Consider the following 19,650-nt stretch of genomic DNA (forward strand, 5'->3'; position numbering starts at 1 on the left):
CCAGACCGCTACGACGGCACCCCAGACTTCCTTACCCCTCTGCCGTCTCGCTGGTAGTGCAGCACGCCGCCTTTAATCACCAGCTCGAGGTGCTGCTCGGGGCGGGTAAGCACCCGGATGTCCTCGAGCGGGTTTCCCTCCACCGCAATCAGGTCGGCGTAGGCACCGGGGGCCACCACCCCCAGCCGCCCCTCGGCCCGCAGCAGCCGGGCGGCATACAGGGTCGCGCCGCGGATGACCTCGAGGTTGGGCTGCACCTGCGCCCGGATGGCGAACTCCTCGAGCTGGTGCCGGTGCATGGCCCCCAGCAGATCGGTGCCGTAGGCCAGGTTCACCCCGGCTTTATAGGCCATCTCCAGCGCGGCCAGCCCCTTATCGAGCACCAGGTCAATTTTGTAGGCCACCTCCTGGGGCAGGCCCGCCGCGACCCCTTCTTTGGCCAGGGCCTGATAGGTGACCAGGGTGGGCACCATCCAGGCCTCGTGCTGCAAGAATAGCTCCACACTGGACTCGTCAATCAGGTTGCAGTGCTCGAGGCTCCGCACCCCCGCGCGCAGGGCCCGGTTGACCGCGCGGGCGGTGTAGGTGTGGGCCATGACGTACAGGTCGGCCATCTCGGCCTCCTCCACCGCGGCCCGGATCTCCTCGAGGGAGAACTGGTCGTTGGTCAGGCGGTCGGTGGGCGAGGCGATACCGCCCCCCAGCATCAGCTTGATGTGGTCGGCCCCCCGGCGAATCTCCTCGCGGGCCGCCCGCCGCACCTCGGGCACCCCGTCCACCACCCGGCCAAAGGCCACCGGGGTGCTAACGGTCTCGACAGCAATTTCACCCGCCGCCCGGCTGTCGGCGTGGCCCCCGGTCTGGCTCAGGGCCCGCCCGCAGATGAAAAGCCGCGGCCCCACGATCAGCCCCTCCTCCACCGCCCGCTTGAGGCCAAAGTCGGCCCCGGCAGCGTCCCGCACGGTGGTAAAGCCGCGCAAGAGCATGGCCCGCATAATCTCGGCGGCCTGCAGGGCGTTGTAGTGCGGGGAGGCGTTGTGCAGTTCGCGCAGATTGGCCGTCCAGGCCAGCACGTGCACGTGGGCATCAATCAGCCCTGGCAGGAGGGTTTTACCCCCCAGGTCAATCTGTACCACCCCGGTGGCCCGGGCCTCGGGGGCTTCTAGGTGCATGGGCTCGAGGCGCTCGATCAGGCCGTCCCGAACCACCACCCGCTGATTGGGCAAAAGCAGGCCAGCTTGTACATCCAGCACGCTGGCGTTTTGGAGGAGGGTTATAGGCAACACAGGCAAGTCTAACACCCCATGCGTTTGTACTATTTTTCCCATGAAATAGGGCTTAAAGTCACTCAACTACCGCATGGTTTTCCGATAGGATATGGGCAAGCACAGGAGGTGCTATGAACGTTCTGGAACGACAGCAGGAGGCGGGCCTGGCAACCCCTACACCCATCATCAACGACTTTTCGCTAGTGGTAGCCACCGCCAACGGAACCGGAAGTCAGACCGCAAACCTCACGCTGTTGCGGTCTTTTTTTAAGCTGGGCATACCGGTTCACGGCAAGAACATCTTTCCTTCCAACATCCAGGGGCTTCCTACCTGGTATCACATCCGGGTGAGCCACGAGGGCTACATTGCCCGCAAGCCCTCGGAAATTCTGGTGGCCTTCAACCCCGCCACCGCCCACGAAGACCTGCAGGAGCTACCCAGCGGCGGGGTATGTATCTACAATGCCGATCTCAAGAACCTGCCCAAGCGCAACGACATCACCTATTACCCGGTTCCGGTTGGCGAGCTCATCGCTGGGATTGACGTGCCGGTCAAGCGCAAGCCCTACATCGCCAACATGACCTACGTGGGGGTGGTGGCCTGGATGCTGGGGGTGCCGCTGGAGGTGGTGGAAGAAGCCCTGGGTGCGCAGTTCGACTACCGCCAAAAGCTGGTGGAAAGCAATATGCAGGTGGTGCGCCGGGCCCACGCCTGGGCCACCGAGAACCTGCACAAACAAGACCCGTTCCGCCTCGAGCCCATGAACAAGACCGAGGGCCTGATCATCATGACCGGCAACGAGGCCGGGGCCTTAGGGGCGGTGTTCGGCGGGGTGAGCGTGGCGGCCTGGTACCCCATCACCCCCTCCACCAGCTTTATGGATGCCCTGCGGGAGTTTTTGCCCAAACTCCGCAAGGATGAAAACGGCAAACCCACCTACACCGTGATTCAGGCCGAGGACGAGCTGGCCGCCGCCGGCATTATCATGGGCGCGGGCTGGGCCGGGGCCCGGGCCCTTACCGCCACCAGCGGCCCTGGTATCAGCCTGATGGCCGAGTTCGTCAGCTACGGCTACTTCACCGAGATTCCCGCGGTGATCTGGGATATCCAGCGGGTCGGCCCCAGCACTGGCCTGCCCACCCGCACCAGCCAGGGGGATGTCTCCTTTGCCTACACCCTGGGTCACGGCGACACCAAACACCCCATCCTGTTCCCCTCCTCCATCGAGGAATGCTTCGAGTTTGGCTGGAAGTCGCTGGACCTGGCCGAGCAGCTCCAGACCCCGGTGTTTGTACTCTCCGATCTGGATCTGGGCATGAACAACTGGATGGGCAAACCCTTTGAGTACCCCGACCAGCCCATGCAGCGCGGCAAGGTGCTGAGCGCCGAGCAGCTCGAGGCCCTGGGCAGCTTCGCCCGCTACAAGGACGTGGACGGCGACGGCATTCCCTACCGTACCCTGCCCGGCACCCCCCACCCCCTGGCCGCCTACTTTACCCGCGGCAGCGGCCACAACGAACAGGCCCAGTACAGCGAGCGGGCCGACGACTGGGAGCGCAACATGGCCCGTCTGGCCCGCAAGTTCGAGACCGCCCGCAACCTGGTGCCGGCTCCCGCAGTAGACCACCACCCCGCCGCCCGGGTGGGCCTCATCGCCTACGGCACCACCCGCTATGCCATCGAGGAAGCCCGCGACCGGCTGGCCTCCCAGCTTCCCACCAGCTTTTTGCGCCTGCGGGCCCTGCCCATCAACCAGCAGGTGCGCGATTTTGTGGCGGCCCACGAGCGGGTCTACGTAATCGAGCTCAACCGCGACGGGCAGATGTGCAGCATTCTCCAGGCCGAGATGCCCGATTATGCTGCCCGTATTCGCTCAATTGCCCACCTGGACGGGCTGCCTCTCACGGCCCGCTGGGTACAAGAACGTCTGTTGCAAGAAGAGGCCAGCGCCTAAACCCAAGCCAGAGGTTAGTTTTATGGAAAACCCCAGTCCAGTCCCGCCCATCAAGCTCAACGCGGTGGGCCTCAGCAAAAAAGATTACGACGGAAGCCCCAGCACCCTGTGCAAGGGCTGCGGCCACAACTCCATCGCCAGCCAGGTGGTGCAGGTCGGCTTCGAGCTCAACCTACGGCCCCACGAAATTATCAAGCTTTCGGGCATCGGCTGTTCGTCCAAGTCGCCGGCCTATTTTTTGGGCATGTCCCACGGCTTCAACGCCCTGCACGGGCGGATGCCCAGCGTAGCTACAGGAGCCCTGCTGGCCAACCACACCTTGAAAGCCATTGGGGTCTCGGGCGACGGCGATACCGGCAGCATTGGGATGGGGCAGTTTAAGCACCTGATGCGCCGCAATGTGCGGATGGTTTACGTCGTGGAGAACAACGGCGTGTACGGCCTCACCAAGGGGCAGTTCTCGGCCACCGCGGAAGAGGGCCTCGAGCTCAAATACGCCGGCCACAACGAGTTTCCCCCGGTAGACCTGTGCATGGAGGCCATCATCGCCGGGTGCGGCTTTGTGGCCCGCAGCTTTGCCGGCGACGCCAAGCAGGTACGCGAGCTGCTCAAGGCCGCCCTCTCCCACCGGGGTACCGCCCTGCTCGACATCATCAGCCCCTGCGTGGCCTTCAACAACGAGGACGACAGCCCCAAGAGCTACAGCTACGGCACCAAGCACGAGCAACCCCTGCACGAGCTGGGTTTCATCCCCCACGCCGAGGAAATTTCCATCGAGCCCTTAGAGCCCGGCGAGTTCCGTACGGTGCGGCTGCACGACGGCTCCCTGATTAGCCTGCGCAACCTGGGCCACGACTACGACCCCACCAACAAGCTAGCAGCCCTGGAGCGCCTCCAGCGGGCCCAGGAAACCGGGGAGTTCATTACCGGCCTGATCTACTACAACCCCGACCGGCCCAGCCTGGCCGAGCTCGAGGGCCTGAGCACCCCCCTGGCCCAGCTTTCCCCCGAACAACTGCGCCCCAGCCAGGCCGCTCTGGAGCAGTTGTTGCAGTCCTATCGTTGATAGGCCTTTGAGCTAGGGCCAAGCTGGACTACAACCAGCCGCGCAGGCGGTAGACCAGCAGCCCCAGGTACTCCCGCGTAAGCGGGGTCAGGGCCTGCAAGCGATCGGCGGGGGCCACCAGGGCCCTATCGAAGCGGGGCTCGCTCGAGTTCACACTCAGCACCTCGAGGCCCAGCCTGCGAAAGGCCCCTGCAGCCCGGCGGCTGTGGGCGGGGGTGGTAACCAGCAGCACCCGCTGCCAGCCCCGCGCCTGTACCAGCTCGGCCACGGCCAGGGCCTCGGTGCGGGTGGTGCGCATCTGGGGCAAAAAAAGAATCTCCGGGCCTTCGTCCCCGTACAAGGCCTGTACGCGCTGGGCGGCCACCCGGCCCAGCGAAGGGCAGCGGGCGTCGCCAAAAATCTCCCCCACCGTGTCGGAGAGGGTGATGCGGGGAGCATGGCCGGCCCGCCAGAGCTCGAGGCCCTTCTCCAGCCGGGCCAGCGAGGAGGCCTCGAGCTCCCCCGCCCCGCAGTGCATCCCGCCCCCCAGCACCACAATCAGGTCGGCTTTTTGCGGGGCTTCATTCACAACCAGGCCCTCGGCCAGCACCCTGGTGAGCGGGGTAAACACCACCACCGCAACCAGCAGCGCACAGAGCCCACTGCCCCAAAGCAAAACCCGGAAGGTGGGGCCCCACCCGCCCAGCAGCGTTCCGCCCAGCCACAGCCCCACCAGCGGCCCCAGGCCCAGCTCGGGGTTGATCACCAGCCCCAGCGGTAAGAGCAGCAGGCTCAGTCCCGCAGCCATCAGTAACCGTAGCGATAATCCGGGCATCGTGATCATCTTACCGATTACCGACCCAGCCTCGAGAAAAACCGCCTGCCGGGCTGTTGGACAGGATTATCTGGCAACTTTTTTATGACGCTTTTTGTGCACAAAACGCGTGATACGATATATTCATGGCCGTTTTGACCACCGACCAGAAAATGGTGCTGGACATGGTGCGGGCAGTCTCCCGCGAGGTGCTGTGGGCGATGGCCCCCGAGTACGACCGCACGGGGCAGTACCCCTGGCCCCAGCTCAAACAGCTCGCCCAGCTCGGGCTCCTGGGCATGACCACCCCCGAGGCCTGGGGCGGGGCCGGGCTCGACTCGGTCACCTGGGCTTTAGCCATGGAGGAGATCGCCGCCGCCGACCCCAGCGTGGCGGTGATTCTTTCGGTCACCTCGGGCCTGCCCCAGTACATGCTGAACCGCTTTGGCAGCGAGGCGCAAAAAAAGAAGTACCTGGTGCCCCTGGCCCGCGGCGAGTGGATTGGGGCCTTCTCCCTCACCGAGCCCCACGCCGGCTCCGACCCGGCCTCCCTCAAGCTCTCGGCCCAGAAGGTGCCCGGCGGCTGGGAACTCAACGGACTTAAGAGCTGGGTCACCTCCGGCGGACAGGCCCAGGTGTATGTGGTGATGGCCCGCAGCGAGGCCGGCATCAGCAGCTTTATCGTGGAAAAAGACACCCCCGGCCTCAGCTTCGGCAGCCCCGAGGACAAGATGGGCCTGCATGCCTCGCACACCTGCGAGGTGCGCTTCGAGGGGGTTTTCGTGCGCGAAGAGAACCTTCTGGGCCAGGAGGGGCGCGGGCTGGCCCAGGCTTTGGCCGGACTGGACTCGGGGCGCATCGGCATTGCCGCCCAGGCCGTGGGGATGGCCCGCGCGGCCTTCGAGATTGCCCGGCAGTACGCCGACGAGCGCACCCAGTTCGGCCAGAAGATTCGGGAATTCCAGGGGGTGGGCTTCAAGCTGGCCGAGATGCACACCCGCATAGCCGCCGCCCGGGCGCTGGTGCTGGAAGCCGCCGCCAAAAAAGACCGGGGCGAAAAGTACACCCTCGAGGCCTCCACTGCCAAGCTCTTTGCCTCCGACGTGGCCGTGAACGTAACCCGCGAGGCCGTGCAGGTGCTGGGGGGCTATGGCTACCACCGCGAGTACCGGGTAGAACGCTACTACCGCGATGCCAAAATCACCGAGATTTACGAGGGCACCAGCGAGATACAGAAGCTGGTAATCGCTCGAGAGCTTTACCGCTAAACCCGCCCGGTTGCAGCCCTGGGGCCGTTGGCCGTAGGCTTTGAGCCGATGAATGTCCTGATTATTTACGCCCACCCCAACCCCGGCTCCTTCAATGCCGCCCTGCGCGACCTGGCGGTGCGAACCCTGAGCCAGGCCGGGCACAGCATTCTGCTTTCCGATCTTTACACCATGCGCTTCAACCCGGTGCTGAGCGCCCAGGAGCTACAGGGCGACCTGAAGGACATTCAACCCGAAATCGAGAAGGTGCGGCGGGCCGACCTCTTGCTGTTTCAGTTTCCCGACTGGTGGTACGGAATGCCGGCCATCATGAAGGGCTGGATTGACCGGGTATTTGCCTACGGGTTTGCCTACGACGACGAGCACAGTTTCGAGAACGGCCTTTTGCGGGGCAAAAAAGCCATGCTCAGCCTGACCGTGGGGGCCCGCGAAGACTATTTTCGCCAGGCCCCCCAGCGCGACCTGGTGCGGGTGCTCGAGCCCATCCACTACGGCATTTTTGCCTACTGTGGCCTGGAGGTGCTGCCCCCCTTTATCGCCTACGGGCCGGGTGAGATGAGCGAGGCCGAGCGCAAAGCCACCCTCGAGGCCTTCCGCGAGCACCTGAAAAGGCTCCCCGAACTCGAGCCCCTGCGCTTCAGCTCGACTTAAGCCATAACAGCTAGGCTACACCCATGCACCGCCGCACCGTGCTCAAAGGCCTGGCTTCGGCCCTGCTAACCGGCCCCTCTGCCTTTGCACAGGCCACCCCCAGCCCCAGCAACCCCAGCCACCACAAACTGGCCGCCCTTTACTCGGCCCAGCACCGCGGCATCGCGCTGCTGGTGATGGTGGACGGCCAGATCCTGTTCGAGGATTATCCGGGCCGGGGCCGCCCCAGCCGCGCCCACGAACTGGCCAGCGGCACCAAGAGCTTTAGCGGCGTAATGGCCGTGGCCGCTGTGCAGGACGGCCTGCTTTCGCTGGAAGAACCCCTGGCCCAGACCCTGACCGAGTGGCAGGGCGACCCCTGGCGTTCACAAATCAACCTGCGCCAGCTCCTGCACCTCACCAGCGGCATTCCCGGCGGCAACCTGGCCCGCCCCCCCACCTACCAGGCCGCCCTCGAGACCCCCGCCGAGGCCCCGCCCGACACCCGCTTTTCCTACGGCCCCATCCCCTTTCAGATCTTTGGCGAGCTGATGCGCCGCAAGCTGAAGGGTGACCCCCTCGAGTACCTCACGCGCCGCATCTTCGAGCCGATTGGCCTGGAGTACGCCTTCTGGCGCCGGGGGCCCGACGGCCACCCCCACCTGCCCTCCGGGGCCTTTCTCACCGCCCGCAACTGGGCCCGGTTTGGCGAGCTGGTACGCCAGGGCGGGCGGTGGCAGGGCCAACAGGTGGTGGACGAGGCTTTGCTGCAAAAGTGTTTTGAGCCCTCGAGGGTCAACCCCATCTACGGCCTGACCTGGTGGCTGGGACGACCCATCAGCCCGGCCCAGCGCGCGGCCATTGGACGCGTAGGGCAGGACATGGACGCGCTGGCCGGCACCCCCGGCCTCCCCGACGACCTGGTCATCGCCGCCGGCGCGGGCGACCAGCGCCTCTATATCAGCCGCCAGCTCGGGCTGGTGGTGGTGCGGCAGGCCGAGGGCATTGTGGAAAGCCTGGCCGGACGCCAAACCGGTTTCTCCGATGCGGTTTTTTTGCGCCTGCTCTTGACCGGGCAGGGTTAGCCCAAAACCGCCGGATGCGCTAGACTGCCGCCGTGACGCAAGGTGAAGTACGCGAACTGGTCTGGAACGCCCTGGCCCAGCACCGGGCCGCCACCTACCCCACCCCACCCCACGGACACCATCCCAACTTTGTGGGGGCCAGTCGCGCCGCCGAGCGCCTGATGGGCCTCCGGCTGTGGCAGTTGGCGACGGTGATCCTGGCCGGGCCCGACCAGGTGCTCAAGCCGCTGCGCGAGGCGGCTTTGAAGTCCGGCAAAATCGTCCTCATGCCCCACCCCGACAAAGCCGGGCGGTACCTGAGCCTCGAGGGCCTCCTACCCCACCAGCTCAAACGGGTGCGGGAAGTGGCCCAGCTGGGCAAACCCATCGAGCTAAAAGAGACCACCATCGACCTGGTGCTGGTAGGGAGCGTGGCGGTGGACGAGGCGCGCAACTGGCTGGGCAAGGGGTACGGCTTCCCCTACAAAGACCTGCAGGTGGCCGCGCCCTGGGTCACCCTGGCCCATACCCTGATGATTTTTGATGAGCTACCCTGCCAGCCTGAACGAAGGGTAGACCTGATCGCCACCCCCCATCAGATCATTGGGGTTTGAGGTGGCCGTCCGGCAGGCCCCAGATCGCGGCAGGGGCCAGTTCCACCAGGTTGCCGGCCGGGTCGCGCACGTACAGGCTGGGGCCGGCTTTCCACTCGGCCCAGGTGACGGGGTAGCCGTGGGCCTCGAGGCGCTCCGCCCAGCCTGGCAGCTCCTCCGCGGCCACCCGAAAACACACGTGCACGCTACCTAAGGCCCCATGCGGCGACAGAACGGTTTCCTGCTGGGTGGCTTGGGGGTTGAAGACCAGAAAAACCCCCGGCCCGGCCCGAAAAAACAGATGCCGCCCCGGCTGCTCGGCGAAAAGCTCCAGGCCCAGCAACCCCTGGTAGAAGCCTCTGGCGGCCTCGAGGTCGCTCGCGTACACACAGGTCTCGAGCACCCCCGCGATGTTCATGGTGATACCTCTCGGGGTCTATGAAAACCCATCGTGTGGCCTGCGGTCAAGCGCGCTGGCTGGCCTCGGCCAGGGCCCGCAGTCCCGCGGCCAGACCGGGCTCGAGGTCGCCTTCGGCATAGCGCCACGCCCAGTTGCCCCCCAGCCGTCCGGGGAAGTTCATGCGGGCCTCGGGGCCCAGCCCCAGCACGTCCTGCAAAGGCAGGATAGCCAGCTTGGCCGGGCTCCTGAAGGCCAGCTCAATCAGAGCGCCTGCGGCTTCGTATTCCGAGAGGCAGCGGATGCCATAACGGGCCAGGTAGGCCCGCATGAAGGCCCGCTCGGCCTCCGGCGCGGTGCGGAACCATCCCAGGGTGGTGTCGTTGTCGTGGGTTCCGCTGTACACCACCACATTGCCGTGCTCGGGGTAGTTGTGAGGCAAAAAAACGTTGTCCTCACCGGAAAAGGCAAACTGCAAGATCTTCATGCCGGGAAACCCAAAGCCGTCGCGCAAAGCCTCCACCTCGGGGGTGATCACCCCCAGGTCTTCAGCGATGATGGGCGCATCGCCCAGTTGGGCCCGCACCGCGGCAAAGAGCTTCTCCCCCGGGGCCTTGACCCAGCGGCCCTCCACCGCATTGGGCCGGCCAAACGGAACCTCCCAGTAGGCTTCAAACCCGCGGAAGTGGTCAATGCGCACCAGGTGGCACTGCTTGAGCGACTGCCTTATGCGCGCAATCCACCAGGCAAAGTTCTCCCCTTCCATCACATCCCAGCGGTAGAGCGGATTACCCCAGAGCTGGCCGGTTTCGGAGAAGTAATCCGGCGGAACGCCCGCCACCACCGTGGGGTTGCCATCGGCATCGAGGTAGAAGTACTGCGGGTTGGCCCAGACATCCGAGGAATCGAAAGCCACGAAGATGGGCATATCGCCGATAATCTGAATACCCCTGGTTTCGGCATAGGCTTTAGTTTTGCCCCACTCGGTGTAAAACAGCCACTGAACCCACTCGTGCAGGGCCACCTCGTAGGCCAGCTCCTCGCGGGCCTTGGCCAGGGCAGCCGGTTTACGATCGCGCAGTTCGGGGCTCCACTCGTTCCAGGGCTTGCCGCCAAACCGGGTCTTGAGGGCCATGAAGAGCGCGTAGTCTTCCAGCCAGAAGCGCTCGGCCTCGATAAAGGCTTCCAGTCGTGCTTTATCCTGGGCAGAGGCCCCTGCCTGAAACCCTGCAAAGGCCCGCCGCAACAGGGGCCAGCGGGTCTCGTAAAGCCAGCCATAGTCCACGCTGCGGGCGTTGTACTGCGGGGGTTCTTCGCTTTTTTCCAGCCAGCCTTTTTCAATCAGCAGCTCGGGGTCAATCAGGTACGGGTTGCCAGCAAAAGCCGAAAAGGACTGATACGGCGAGTCGCCGTAGCTGGTAGGGCCCAGGGGCAAGACCTGCCACCAGCGGGCCCCCGCGTCGGCCAGCCAGTCCAAAAAACGCTCGGCCTCGCGGCCCAGAGCCCCAATCCCCCAGCGACCCGGAAAACTGGTGGGGTGGAGCAAAATTCCAAAAGCGCGTTGGAGTTGCATAACAAGGCTAGTTTATACCCATACCGACACATTATGGAAGCGCTTCTATACGGAAAGACAGGCTGTAAAGACGATAACTGACCCGCCCCAGCGAAAGGTGGCGGGGGCGGGCAAAGAGATACTGAGCGCTAGTCGGCAGCGGCCTCGACCACGCCCAGGGCCTCGTCCACCAGGGCCAGCCCCTCTTCTATCACGTCCAGGCCGTATTTCAGTTCCTCGCGGTTGATCACTAGGGGTGGGCAGACCCACAGCATGTTGAAGCGGCTGAAGGCGTAGATGTGCCTGGACTTGAGGTAGCCCGCCAGTTTTTGCATCTCGGGCGAGGTGCCGTTGAAGGGCGCCAGGGGCTCTTTGGTGGTTTTGTCCCTGACCAGCTCGAGCACGCTGAACAACCCGATGTAGCGCACATCCCCCACACAGGCGTATTTTTTGCGCATGGCCTCGAGGCGCTCCCCCAGGTAGCGGCCCTGCTCGAGGGTGTTTTCAAACAGGTTTTCTTCTTCGTATACCGACAGGTTGGCTACCGCCGCCGCACACGAGACCGGGTGGCCGGAGTAGGTCAGCCCGCCCCAGAGCATATGGTCTTCGAAGAAGTCGGCGATGGGCTTGGAAACAATCACCGCACCCAACGGCATATAGCCGCTGGTAAGGCCCTTGGCGCAGGTCACGATGTCGGGCTTGATGCCGTAGTGCTGGGTGGAGAGCCACTTGCCGGTGCGGCCAAAGCCGCTCATCACCTCATCGGTAATAAGCAGGATGCCATACTTGTCGCACAAAGCCCGCAGCTTGGGGTAGTAGTCGTCGGGCGGTACCAAAAGCCCATTGGAACCGGTAATCCCCTCCACCATAATGGCCGCGATGGTGTGGGGGCCTTCCATCTGGATAATCTCCTCGATATGGCTCACACACTCCCGCTGGCAGCTATCCGGGGTCTTGCCAAAGGGGCAGCGGTAGCAGTAGGGGTCGAAGGCTCGCACGATGCCCGGAATGCCCGGCTCCACCGGCCAGCGGCGGGGGTCGCCCGAGGCGGTCATGGCCCCCATGGTGGCCCCGTGATAGGAGCGGTAACGGGTGATGATCTTGTCACGGCCTGTATACAGACGAGCCATCTTCATGGCGTTCTCGTTGGCCTCGGCCCCGCCCAGGCAGAAAAACGACTTGGCCAGCCCGGTCACCTCGGCCAGCTTTTTGCCCAGCTGGCCTCTAGGCTCGGTGGCAAAGCTGGGGCCGGCGAAGCAAAGCTCGTCAACCTGCTTCTTAATGGCCTCGAGCACCTTGGGGTGCTGGTGGCCCACGTTGATATTGATGAGCTGGCTGCTGAAGTCCAGCCACTTGTTGCCGTCGCCGTCCCAGAACCATACGCCCTTGGAGCGGGTCATATGGATGGGGTTGGCGGTGCTTTGTACCGACCACGAAAACAGGGTGTAGTCACGGTTCTCTTGAATAACTTCCTTAGATGAGCGTTCCATACCCAGGCCTCCCCTACGCGTTTAGATAGTCTCAATGGTAGTCCTCGCGCTCGGGGGAAGCAATGGTCAAAGTGTCAAAGAACATAAGTCTTTTGTGTTAGATGCAAAATATTTTTTATTTATCTGCAAACATAAGGGCTCGTATAGTTTTGCTGGTGACCAGTAAGGCCTGGCCTAGCTACGCCGCGTAGGATTGGGGGTCAACCGCAGTTCAACCTTGAGAATTTGCTGGCCTCGCCGCACCGTCAGGACAACGGTATCCCCCACCTCTTTACTCCGAATGTAGCGCTGAAGCTCGGTGACGTTGTTGAAGGGACGGCCATCGGCCTCGAGGATCACGTCAAATTCGTAGACTTCCTGGCCGTTCTCGCGCCGAATGGCAAAACCGCGCAAACCTGCCCGCTCGGCGGCCCCACCACGCAGCAGGCCCTGAATCAAAACCCCTTCCTTGGGGATGCGCAAGGTGGCTGCGGTTTCGTCATCAATCTGGAAAAGCTGCACCCCAATGTAGGGAACATCGCGCTTGCGGCCGGCCTGCAGTTGCGCAATCACCTCACCCAGGCCTTGCAGCGGGGAAAGGTAGCTCTCGAATACCCCATTGGGCTGTCCAATCGCCACCACCACCGCTACCACCCGCCCCGCCTGGTTGAGCACCGGGCCGCCCGAGTCGCCAGGGGCCAGCGGGATGGTGGTGGAGATGGCGATGGAGTTGAAAAAGGGGAAAATATCGCGCTCGACGGTATTGACTATCCCATAACGCGGTGCGATAAACTGGCCCCTCGAGTTCCCAATAGCCAGCAAGGGCTCTCCCACACTTGGGCCGCTGGTGGTCTCGAGCGGCAAAAATGGCACCGGCTCGTTTACTGAGGCCCGCAAAATGGCAATATCGCGGAACTCATCGTAGCCCACCAGTTCGGCAGAGAACGACTGGTTTTTGGAGTCAATCACCCAGAAGCCCCGGGTGTCCTCGACGACGTGGTACGCGGTCATGACCAGGCCATCGGCGCTGATGAAAAAGCCAGAGCCCGTGCCTTCGGGCACGGTTTCGATGCGCACGGATGCCGGGAGGGCCTGGGTGTAGACACGCTCGAGGGCCGCACGCATCTCGGCCGACAGGGTTCGGGGGGGCTGCACCGGCTGCGCATGGATCACCGCAGCCAAAATGCTAAGGTAGGCCACCGCTGCAAAGGCTAGCCATGAACGCCGCATTTGAGGTCTCCTCCCGTTGCGCCCGAGCGCAGCTATAAAAACCAGGGTAGCTCATTGGCGCTGGATTTCGATATTGGAATGCACAGTTTATTCTCTCTTTTTTTTTCAACAAAACAACCTCCTCCAGGCGGAGGAGGTTGTTGATGAGTAGATTTAGCGACCCGAGAGACCCTTGTTAATTTCCGCTACCATGGCGGACACGATTTGCGCCACATTGGTATCCGGCTTCTGCACAGCCTGGGACAGCGCATTGCCCCAGGGCCCCCAAACCTTACCCATCTCGGGGATGTTGGGCATGGGGGCGCCAAGGGCGATCACCGCCGAAAAACCGGCCACTACCGGGTCGTTGCGAAGTTGCTGTACAGCCTGCTTGGATACCGGCAGGCGGCCACCGGCCTTGTTGAAGGCCACCTGGTTCTGGGTGCTCACCAGCAGCTTGGCAAAGTTGGCCGCCGCAGTCTTGTTGCGCGAGTAGGCGTTCATGGCTACGCCCTGCACGCCCACAAAGGGACGCCACTGCCCACCGCCGGGCGGGTTGGGCATGGGGGCAATGCCAAAGTCGATGTTGGCTTTTTTGTAGTCGCCAATGGCCCAGGGGCCGTTGAGGATCATAGCCAGGGCCCCTTCCTTGAAGGCGCTATCGGCCACGCCGTAGTCTACCCCTTCGGGAATCAGGCGGTAGCGGTAGCGCAGGTCTTTGATGAAGCTCACAGCGCGGACGCCCGCATCTCCACCCAGGCGGGTCTGGCTGGCATCGACGCCCTGGGCCGTGCGGCCAAAGACGCTGGCTCCATAGGCCGTGAACCAGCCATAGTTAAAGTAGGGGTTGGCCAGGTCGTAGAGGAAGCCGTAGGAGTTGCCCTTAGTGTTTTCCTGTGCAATTTTTAGGAACTCGTCCCAGGTCTTGGGGGCTTCTTTGACCAGTTTCTTGTTGTAGATCAGGGCCACCGACTCGGCGAACATGGGCAGCGCGAAAAGCTGGTTGCGGTAGGTGAGCGCATCCACCGCTACATCCGAGAGGCTTTGAATGTAGCTGCTGGTTGCGTACTTGCCCATGGGCTCGAGCACCCCCGCAGCCGCCATCGCCCCCACCCAGTCGTGGGGGATGCTCACCACCAGGTCGGCCGCCTGACCCTGGGGCGCGCCCAGGATGAACTTGTTCTGAATATCGCCGAAGGGTACTTCGACCACTTCAACCTGGGTGCCGCTGCTTTTGGCAAAGGTGGCCGCGGTCTGCTTGAGCCAGGCCAGCTCGGGCCCGCCGTAGTGGGTCCAAATTGTGAGTTTGCCCTGTGCCATCGCCGAGCCCAGTAGACCTAGGGCTGCTACGGCAGCAATCAAAAAGCCTTTTTTCATTTCTTCCTCCTGGTTTGAAGCCATTGCCTAAAGAATTTGTGGCATGGCTTGCCTTGAACATCGACAGCAGACTCTGGCAGCGTTTCCACAGTGTTCTAAACGTTACTTTTGGACTATCTGCCTTCTGCGTCACCAGGTATCTTACTACATTCTTCGACTACGTAAAGAGTCTGGTATCCCCCCAAGACAAAGCTAAAGGGCACGTCAAGACCAGCGTCCAGGATTTATCTTGAGTGAGTTGGCGGTAAAGGCATCGCGCAATCCACCCCCGGGACATTTGTCCGATGCTAGCTAAAAATCACGCCTTACTTCCTGGGTGGCTGGCTCGGGCGCAGATCGAGCTGGCTTGGGATGACGCGGGGGTCGCTTTGCAGCAGGTAGAGCACGGCCTGTGCAATGTCTTGCGGCTGTATTTTCCAGGATGCCCCGGTACTGTTGCCGGCAAAGGGCGTGTCTACCGAGCCGGGCAGAATGCTGCTCACCCGAATGCCGTGGTAGCGCAAATCCAGCATAGCCGCCTCGGAAAAGCCCAGCAAACCAAACTTGCTGGCATTGTAGGCAGCCCCGTTGGCAAAGGCGTTTTTCCCGGCCAGCGAACCAATGTTGATGATATGGCCCCCACCCCGCTTTTGCATGGCTGGTACAGCGGCCTTGGTCGCGTAAAAGGGGCCGGTCAGGTTGGTTTGCAAGACCTGCTGCCAATCCTCCGGGGTAAGCTCGTGCACGGGTTTGAAAATACCCACCCCCGCGTTGTTAATCAGGAAGTCGAGTCCGCCAAAATGGGCCTCGATCTGCTGCACAGACCGCTCCAGATCCTCGTAGCGGGTCACATCACCCGGCAGGGCCAGGCTGTTGCCCAGTTCTCCCGCCAAACGCGCCAGCCTGTCCTGGCTGCGGGCAAAAAGCCCCACCCCCACGCCGCTCGAAACCAGTTGTTTGGCAATCTCGAGGCCAATCCCGGAGGAAGCTCCGGTAACCAGTGCTACTTTTCCTTGCAGCTTTGACATAGGCCAATACTGTACAAAAAATGCAGGCGAACACAAGGTTCGCCCACACGATTCATCTATACCTACTTGGGTTTGTAAATGTCCACCCCACCGGCTTTTTCCAGGCTCTGCATGAGGAACTGTGCGGTCACCAGGGGCTTGCTATTGGCATCGCCCGGCAGCGTTCCAGCAAACACCTCGAGCACGTCGGCGTAGCCGTCGCCGTCGGAGTCTTTCATAGCCTTGAGCGTTTCGTACAGGGCTTCGCCGATGTTGCCCTTGAAGTTGGCCCGGAGCTGGTTGCCGAAGGCATTCCAGGGCGCACCCCCGTTGGGGTTTACGTGGCAGTACTGACAGGTAACCGTGCGCACATCGCCGTTATCGGCTACCAGATTGAACTGCGTAATGGCCTGCAACCGATAGGGCCCTCGAGCCTGCACCAATGGGAGCAGCACAACGGCCAAGGCCAGCACAAAAAAACCTAGTTTTCTCATTCGAGCCCTCCTTAGGGGCACGCCTCTAGCGAACCGTTATCTTGCCAAACATGGTTTGTGCGTGCACCACAGTGCCTGTGTTTATCGAACAAATGTACTCGTATTCACCTGCGATGTTGAGCACGATTTTTACCTTGTATGCCGGGCCAGGGAAAAGGTTTTGTGTGCTAAAGTCCTTGGGCGCGCCGGAACCCGGCCTGGTCTGCGCGATGTGAACCGTGCTGTCCTGGTTAACGAACTCAATGCACTCACCCCTCCGGATGGTCACATCTGCGCTGTTGGTGCCCTTTACCCTGAAGCCCTCCTCGATGCTTACAGCCTCGATTACAACACACGCTTTGGGAGTGTCGGGTTGACAGGAGAGCAGCAGGCCCAACAATAGCAACCCAATCCACCGCATGGTCTTATTGTACGCGTTTCATCGAAAAGCATCTGGCAAACTTCGCACCCCGACCCTCAAGGTGGCCTGCTCGGTCTCATATGTCACCTCCACCCATATTTACGTACCGGTAGCCGGGACGGATTCACGGGCTATTCGGTTGTACGAGGCCCAGAGGCCAGATGGGCTTCGGGTAGGGCTATTCCTGCAGCGGCTGCTCCTTGCGGGGAGATCCGAATTTATGGGCCTCTACCAGCATCCGCAGGGCCTTGCCCCGGTGGGAGTGCACCGCTTTTTCCTCCAGGGTCATCTCGGCAAAGGTTTTGCCTACCTCGGGCAGGTAGAACAAGGGGTCATAGCCAAAACCCCACTCCCCACGGGGGGCCTCGAGGATCTCTCCCTCGGTCTCGCCCCGGTAAAGTTCCATGTAACCATCGGGGTAGGCAATTACCAGCACGGCCACAAACTTGGCCTTGCGCGCGCTGGGGGGAATTCCTTTAAGGCGCTCGAGCAGGTATACGTTGCGCTCGGTGTCGGTTTTTTTGTTGCCGTAACGGGCCGAGTACACCCCTGGCTCGCCCCCTAATGCGGCGACCTCGAGGCCCGAGTCATCGGCCAGGGTGGGCATACCACTGTGCTTAGCGGCAAAAGCCGCCTTCAGCACTGCGTTGTCTTCGAAGGTAGAGCCCTCCTCGGGCGGCATCTTGAAGGGGTAGTCGAGCAGGGAAAACAGCGTCCAACCCAAAGGTGCGAGCCCGTCTCTGATCTCGCGGAACTTGCCGGGGTTGGAAGTAGCAATCAGCAGGCGCATCTAGAACATCTTATCCACAAAAAGCCGAGTAGAGGGGTTACCTGCAGACTTCACTCAAACCCGGTTCTTGAGCTGGGCGTGAACCCGCCGCACCACCTCGGGAATATGCGACAGTCCCATCTCCAGCATGGCCTGATAGGTAGCCTTGGGCACTGGACGTCCCTCCCCTGCCCCGTGCAGCTCGATAATGTCGCCGGACTGGGTTGCCACCACGGTCAGGTCGGCCCAGGCGTTCTCGTCCTCGAGGTGGGTTAGGTCGAGCAAAAGGCTGCCATCGCTCATCCAACCCACGCTCACCGCAGCGAACTCGGTGAGGGGCCATTCGTCCAGCTTGCCCTGATTGACCAGCCGATCCATGGCCATATGCAGCGCCGCATAGCCCCCCAAAAGCGAAGCCACGCGGGTTCCGCCATCGGCCTGAATTACGTCGGCATCTATCACCACGGTTTTATTGGGCAACAGGCTTAAGTCCAGCGCAGCACGGAAAGCCCGCCCCAAAAAACGCTGAATCTCCGCTGTGCGGCCCGATATTTTCTGGCGTTCGCGTTCTTTGCGTTCTTTGGTGGAGCGGGGCAGCAGGCTGTACTCGGCCATGAGCCAGCCTTCGCGGCCCGAGACGTGGCGGGGCACCCCATCGGTGAGCGAGACGGTCACCAGCACCCTGGTATTCCCCAGCTCGACGAGCGCGGAACCTTCGGCGTAATGGGTGTAACCCATGTGCAGGGTAAGGGGGCGCAACTCCTGGGCCGTACGGCCATCCTTGCGTTTCATCGCCGAGACTTTACCACATGCGCTCTTGCCGCTAAAATGACCGAGGCGTGCCGGTGTAGCTCAGCGGTAGAGCACTCGATTCGTAATCGAGCGGTCGTCGGTTCAAATCCGACCACCGGCTCCAGTCCAGGACGCGAAAAACCCGAGGGTGCGAATCCTCGGGTTTGCGTTTTCGCTTCAACTTGACCCCAGAAATTGTTGCTTGATCCAGGGCACCAGTTCGGTCAGCGAGTGCATGGCTGGAACCTTGCCTGCCAAGGCCCCATAGACGATGAGGGGCACCGGGTTGAGGGTGTGCTGGGTATGCCAGGGTTCTTCGGCGTTGCCATGATCGGCGGTAAGAATCAGGGTGGCAGTGGGGTTGGCGTTCAGGAAGCCCTCGAGGAAGCGATCCAGCTCGAGCCAGCGCTCATCGAGTTTTTCCGGGAGGCGATGGGCCGAGTAATCCAGCGCCCAGTGTTCCAGGATGGTCAGGTCGTGTTGCTGGGCTATCTGGGCAAAGCGTGCACCGGCGGCCTCGGGTTCGGGCCAGAAGGCTGGCAGGAGGGCCTGGGGATGATGCATAGGGAGGAGCTCGAGCCGGGCTGCCCTGGCCGCAAATCCAAAAGCCGAGAGCAGGTTGCGGCGGCTGCTCTGCACTCTTTCCAGGTATTCCGGGCGGTAGGCGTTGGCGTGCAACACCCGCAAACCCCGCTGGGTAGCCCAGACCTGCAAGCTATCCTGCTGCAGAAGGGTTTGGAGCTTGCTTAATGGGTGCGGCCCCTGGTGGTATCCCAGCATCTGGGCCGCGTTGAGCCCGGTCAGCAGGGCAGTCTGGCCGGTGCCCGACTGGGGCAGGCCTTCCACCCCTAGCCGGGCATCCAGGACGCGGTAGGCCAGGTTGGGCCGACTAAAGGGCTCCTGGCTGAACCCGCCGCTCAAAGCCTTCAGCGTGGGCAGGTTCAGGCGCCTCGGGGCGCTGCGGGGGTCGTGGGAAAGCCCCAGCCCATCCACGAACAAGAAAGCCAGCACGAGGGCATTGTGCGCCCATACGCAAGAAAGGTCAAACCACCACCCTGCCCAACTTGCGACCTGCGACACAGCCAGACCACAAGGGCCGGTTGCATGATAGGGGTTGAAAGGAGTTTTTATGCCTGTACGTTCGGCCAGTGCGGTTTGGAGAGGTACGCTAAAAGAAGGTCAGGGACACCTGAAACTGGAGAGTGGGGTCTACCAAGGGCCCTACACCTGGGCCTCGCGCTTTGCCGAAGCCAGCGGCACCAACCCGGAGGAGCTGATTGGGGCAGCCCACGCTGGCTGTTTTGCTATGTTTTTGTCGGCCCTCTTGACCAACAACAACACCCCCCCCGAAGAATTACGCGCCGCCGCCAGGGTGCACCTGGGGGAGGGGCCCACCATCAGCAAAATTGAGCTGCACCTTGAGGGCAAGGTGCCCGGACTTAGCCCAGAAAAGTTTCAAGAGCTGGCCCAGGAAGCCAAGGCCAAATGCCCCATCTCCAAGGCCCTGGCCGCGGTGCCTGAAATAACCCTGGAGGCAAAGCTGGTCTGACCTTTTGCAGATTTTCAGT

20 protein-coding genes and 1 tRNA gene are annotated in these 19,650 nt (G+C 62.5%); 8 read left to right on the plus strand and 13 right to left on the minus strand.

Translation table 11 applies throughout. The features are described from left to right. Positions 1-8: 8 nt before the first annotated feature. Positions 9-1,286, minus strand: a complete 1,278-nt coding sequence (locus Q0X18_RS08755) for an amidohydrolase family protein (protein ID WP_297561108.1) — start codon at positions 1,284-1,286, stop codon at positions 9-11. Between the two features lie 113 nt (positions 1,287-1,399). On the opposite strand from Q0X18_RS08755, the gene Q0X18_RS08760 reads away from it, so the two are divergent. After that, a complete protein-coding gene (locus Q0X18_RS08760; protein WP_297561110.1) occupies positions 1,400-3,223 on the plus strand; it encodes a 2-oxoacid:acceptor oxidoreductase subunit alpha in 1,824 nt (607 codons plus the stop codon). Between the two features lie 22 nt (positions 3,224-3,245). Beyond that, positions 3,246-4,289, plus strand: coding sequence for a 2-oxoacid:ferredoxin oxidoreductase subunit beta (locus Q0X18_RS08765; protein WP_297561112.1), 1,044 nt, complete (start codon positions 3,246-3,248; stop codon positions 4,287-4,289). 28 nt (positions 4,290-4,317) lie between these two features. On the opposite strand, the gene Q0X18_RS08770 is transcribed toward Q0X18_RS08765, so the two are convergent. Continuing rightward, complete coding sequence (locus Q0X18_RS08770; protein ID WP_297561114.1) at positions 4,318-5,103, minus strand: YdcF family protein; 786 nt, start codon at positions 5,101-5,103, stop codon at positions 4,318-4,320. A 125-nt stretch (positions 5,104-5,228) separates the two neighbouring features. Here Q0X18_RS08770 and Q0X18_RS08775 point away from each other — a divergent pair, with 125 nt between their 5' ends. The 4 genes from Q0X18_RS08775 to Q0X18_RS08790 are packed head-to-tail and all read left to right on the plus strand — an operon-like array spanning position 5,229 to position 8,658. Beyond that, a complete protein-coding gene (locus tag Q0X18_RS08775) occupies positions 5,229-6,350 on the plus strand; it encodes an acyl-CoA dehydrogenase family protein (RefSeq protein ID WP_297561116.1) in 1,122 nt (373 codons plus the stop codon). Between the two features lie 48 nt (positions 6,351-6,398). Continuing rightward, on the plus strand, positions 6,399-7,001 hold the full coding sequence (locus Q0X18_RS08780) for an NAD(P)H-dependent oxidoreductase (RefSeq protein WP_297561118.1): 603 nt from the start codon (positions 6,399-6,401) through the stop codon (positions 6,999-7,001). A 23-nt stretch (positions 7,002-7,024) separates the two neighbouring features. Further along, entirely contained in the window at positions 7,025-8,065 is a 1,041-nt protein-coding gene (locus Q0X18_RS08785) for a serine hydrolase (RefSeq protein WP_297561121.1), read from the plus strand. Between the two features lie 32 nt (positions 8,066-8,097). Then, positions 8,098-8,658, plus strand: coding sequence for a 5-formyltetrahydrofolate cyclo-ligase (locus Q0X18_RS08790; protein ID WP_297561124.1), 561 nt, complete (start codon positions 8,098-8,100; stop codon positions 8,656-8,658). Here the strand turns inward: Q0X18_RS08790 and Q0X18_RS08795 are convergent. The 10 genes from Q0X18_RS08795 to rph form a co-directional block, all read right to left on the minus strand. Beyond that, on the minus strand, positions 8,645-9,055 hold the full coding sequence (locus tag Q0X18_RS08795; RefSeq protein ID WP_297561127.1) for a VOC family protein: 411 nt from the start codon (positions 9,053-9,055) through the stop codon (positions 8,645-8,647). The genes Q0X18_RS08790 and Q0X18_RS08795 overlap by 14 nt on opposite strands. Before the next feature lie 46 nt (positions 9,056-9,101). Beyond that, positions 9,102-10,607: a 4-alpha-glucanotransferase gene (malQ, locus tag Q0X18_RS08800; RefSeq protein WP_297561130.1), complete on the minus strand. Its 1,506-nt coding sequence runs from the start codon at positions 10,605-10,607 to the stop codon at positions 9,102-9,104. A gap of 128 nt (positions 10,608-10,735) precedes the next feature. After that, positions 10,736-12,076 (minus strand): aminotransferase class III-fold pyridoxal phosphate-dependent enzyme, encoded by a 1,341-nt coding sequence (locus Q0X18_RS08805; RefSeq protein WP_297561141.1) that lies wholly within the window; start codon positions 12,074-12,076, stop codon positions 10,736-10,738. Positions 12,077-12,250: 174 nt separating this feature from the next. Continuing rightward, positions 12,251-13,285, minus strand: a complete 1,035-nt coding sequence (locus tag Q0X18_RS08810) for a S1C family serine protease (RefSeq protein WP_297561148.1) — start codon at positions 13,283-13,285, stop codon at positions 12,251-12,253. 153 nt (positions 13,286-13,438) lie between these two features. Further along, a complete protein-coding gene (locus tag Q0X18_RS08815) occupies positions 13,439-14,641 on the minus strand; it encodes a maltose ABC transporter substrate-binding protein (protein ID WP_297561151.1) in 1,203 nt (400 codons plus the stop codon). Positions 14,642-14,946: 305 nt separating this feature from the next. Continuing rightward, positions 14,947-15,648 carry an SDR family oxidoreductase gene (locus tag Q0X18_RS08820; RefSeq protein ID WP_297561154.1) on the minus strand — a complete coding sequence of 234 codons (702 nt, stop codon included), beginning with the start codon at positions 15,646-15,648 and terminating at the stop codon, positions 14,947-14,949. Positions 15,649-15,710: 62 nt separating this feature from the next. After that, complete coding sequence (locus tag Q0X18_RS08825; protein WP_297561157.1) at positions 15,711-16,121, minus strand: thrombospondin type 3 repeat-containing protein; 411 nt, start codon at positions 16,119-16,121, stop codon at positions 15,711-15,713. A 25-nt stretch (positions 16,122-16,146) separates the two neighbouring features. After that, complete coding sequence (locus Q0X18_RS08830) at positions 16,147-16,521, minus strand: hypothetical protein (protein WP_297561160.1); 375 nt, start codon at positions 16,519-16,521, stop codon at positions 16,147-16,149. 178 nt (positions 16,522-16,699) lie between these two features. Beyond that, a complete protein-coding gene (gene rdgB, locus Q0X18_RS08835) occupies positions 16,700-17,311 on the minus strand; it encodes an RdgB/HAM1 family non-canonical purine NTP pyrophosphatase (protein ID WP_297561164.1) in 612 nt (203 codons plus the stop codon). Positions 17,312-17,365: 54 nt separating this feature from the next. Next, complete coding sequence (gene rph / locus Q0X18_RS08840; protein WP_297561167.1) at positions 17,366-18,082, minus strand: ribonuclease PH; 717 nt, start codon at positions 18,080-18,082, stop codon at positions 17,366-17,368. Positions 18,083-18,131: 49 nt separating this feature from the next. On the opposite strand from rph, the gene Q0X18_RS08845 reads away from it, so the two are divergent. After that, positions 18,132-18,206, plus strand: a tRNA-Thr gene (locus Q0X18_RS08845). Between the two features lie 53 nt (positions 18,207-18,259). Here the strand turns inward: Q0X18_RS08845 and Q0X18_RS08850 are convergent. Next, a complete protein-coding gene (locus Q0X18_RS08850) occupies positions 18,260-19,093 on the minus strand; it encodes an alkaline phosphatase family protein (RefSeq protein ID WP_297561170.1) in 834 nt (277 codons plus the stop codon). Between the two features lie 118 nt (positions 19,094-19,211). Here Q0X18_RS08850 and Q0X18_RS08855 point away from each other — a divergent pair, with 118 nt between their 5' ends. Then, the gene (locus tag Q0X18_RS08855; protein WP_297561173.1) at positions 19,212-19,631 is read left to right on the plus strand and encodes an OsmC family protein; all 420 of its coding nucleotides are present in this window, start codon (positions 19,212-19,214) and stop codon (positions 19,629-19,631) included. The last annotated feature ends 19 nt before the right edge of the window (positions 19,632-19,650 follow it).

This window comes from Meiothermus sp. (assembly GCF_026004075.1).
In the GTDB taxonomy this organism is placed as follows: Bacteria; Deinococcota; Deinococci; order Deinococcales; family Thermaceae; genus Meiothermus.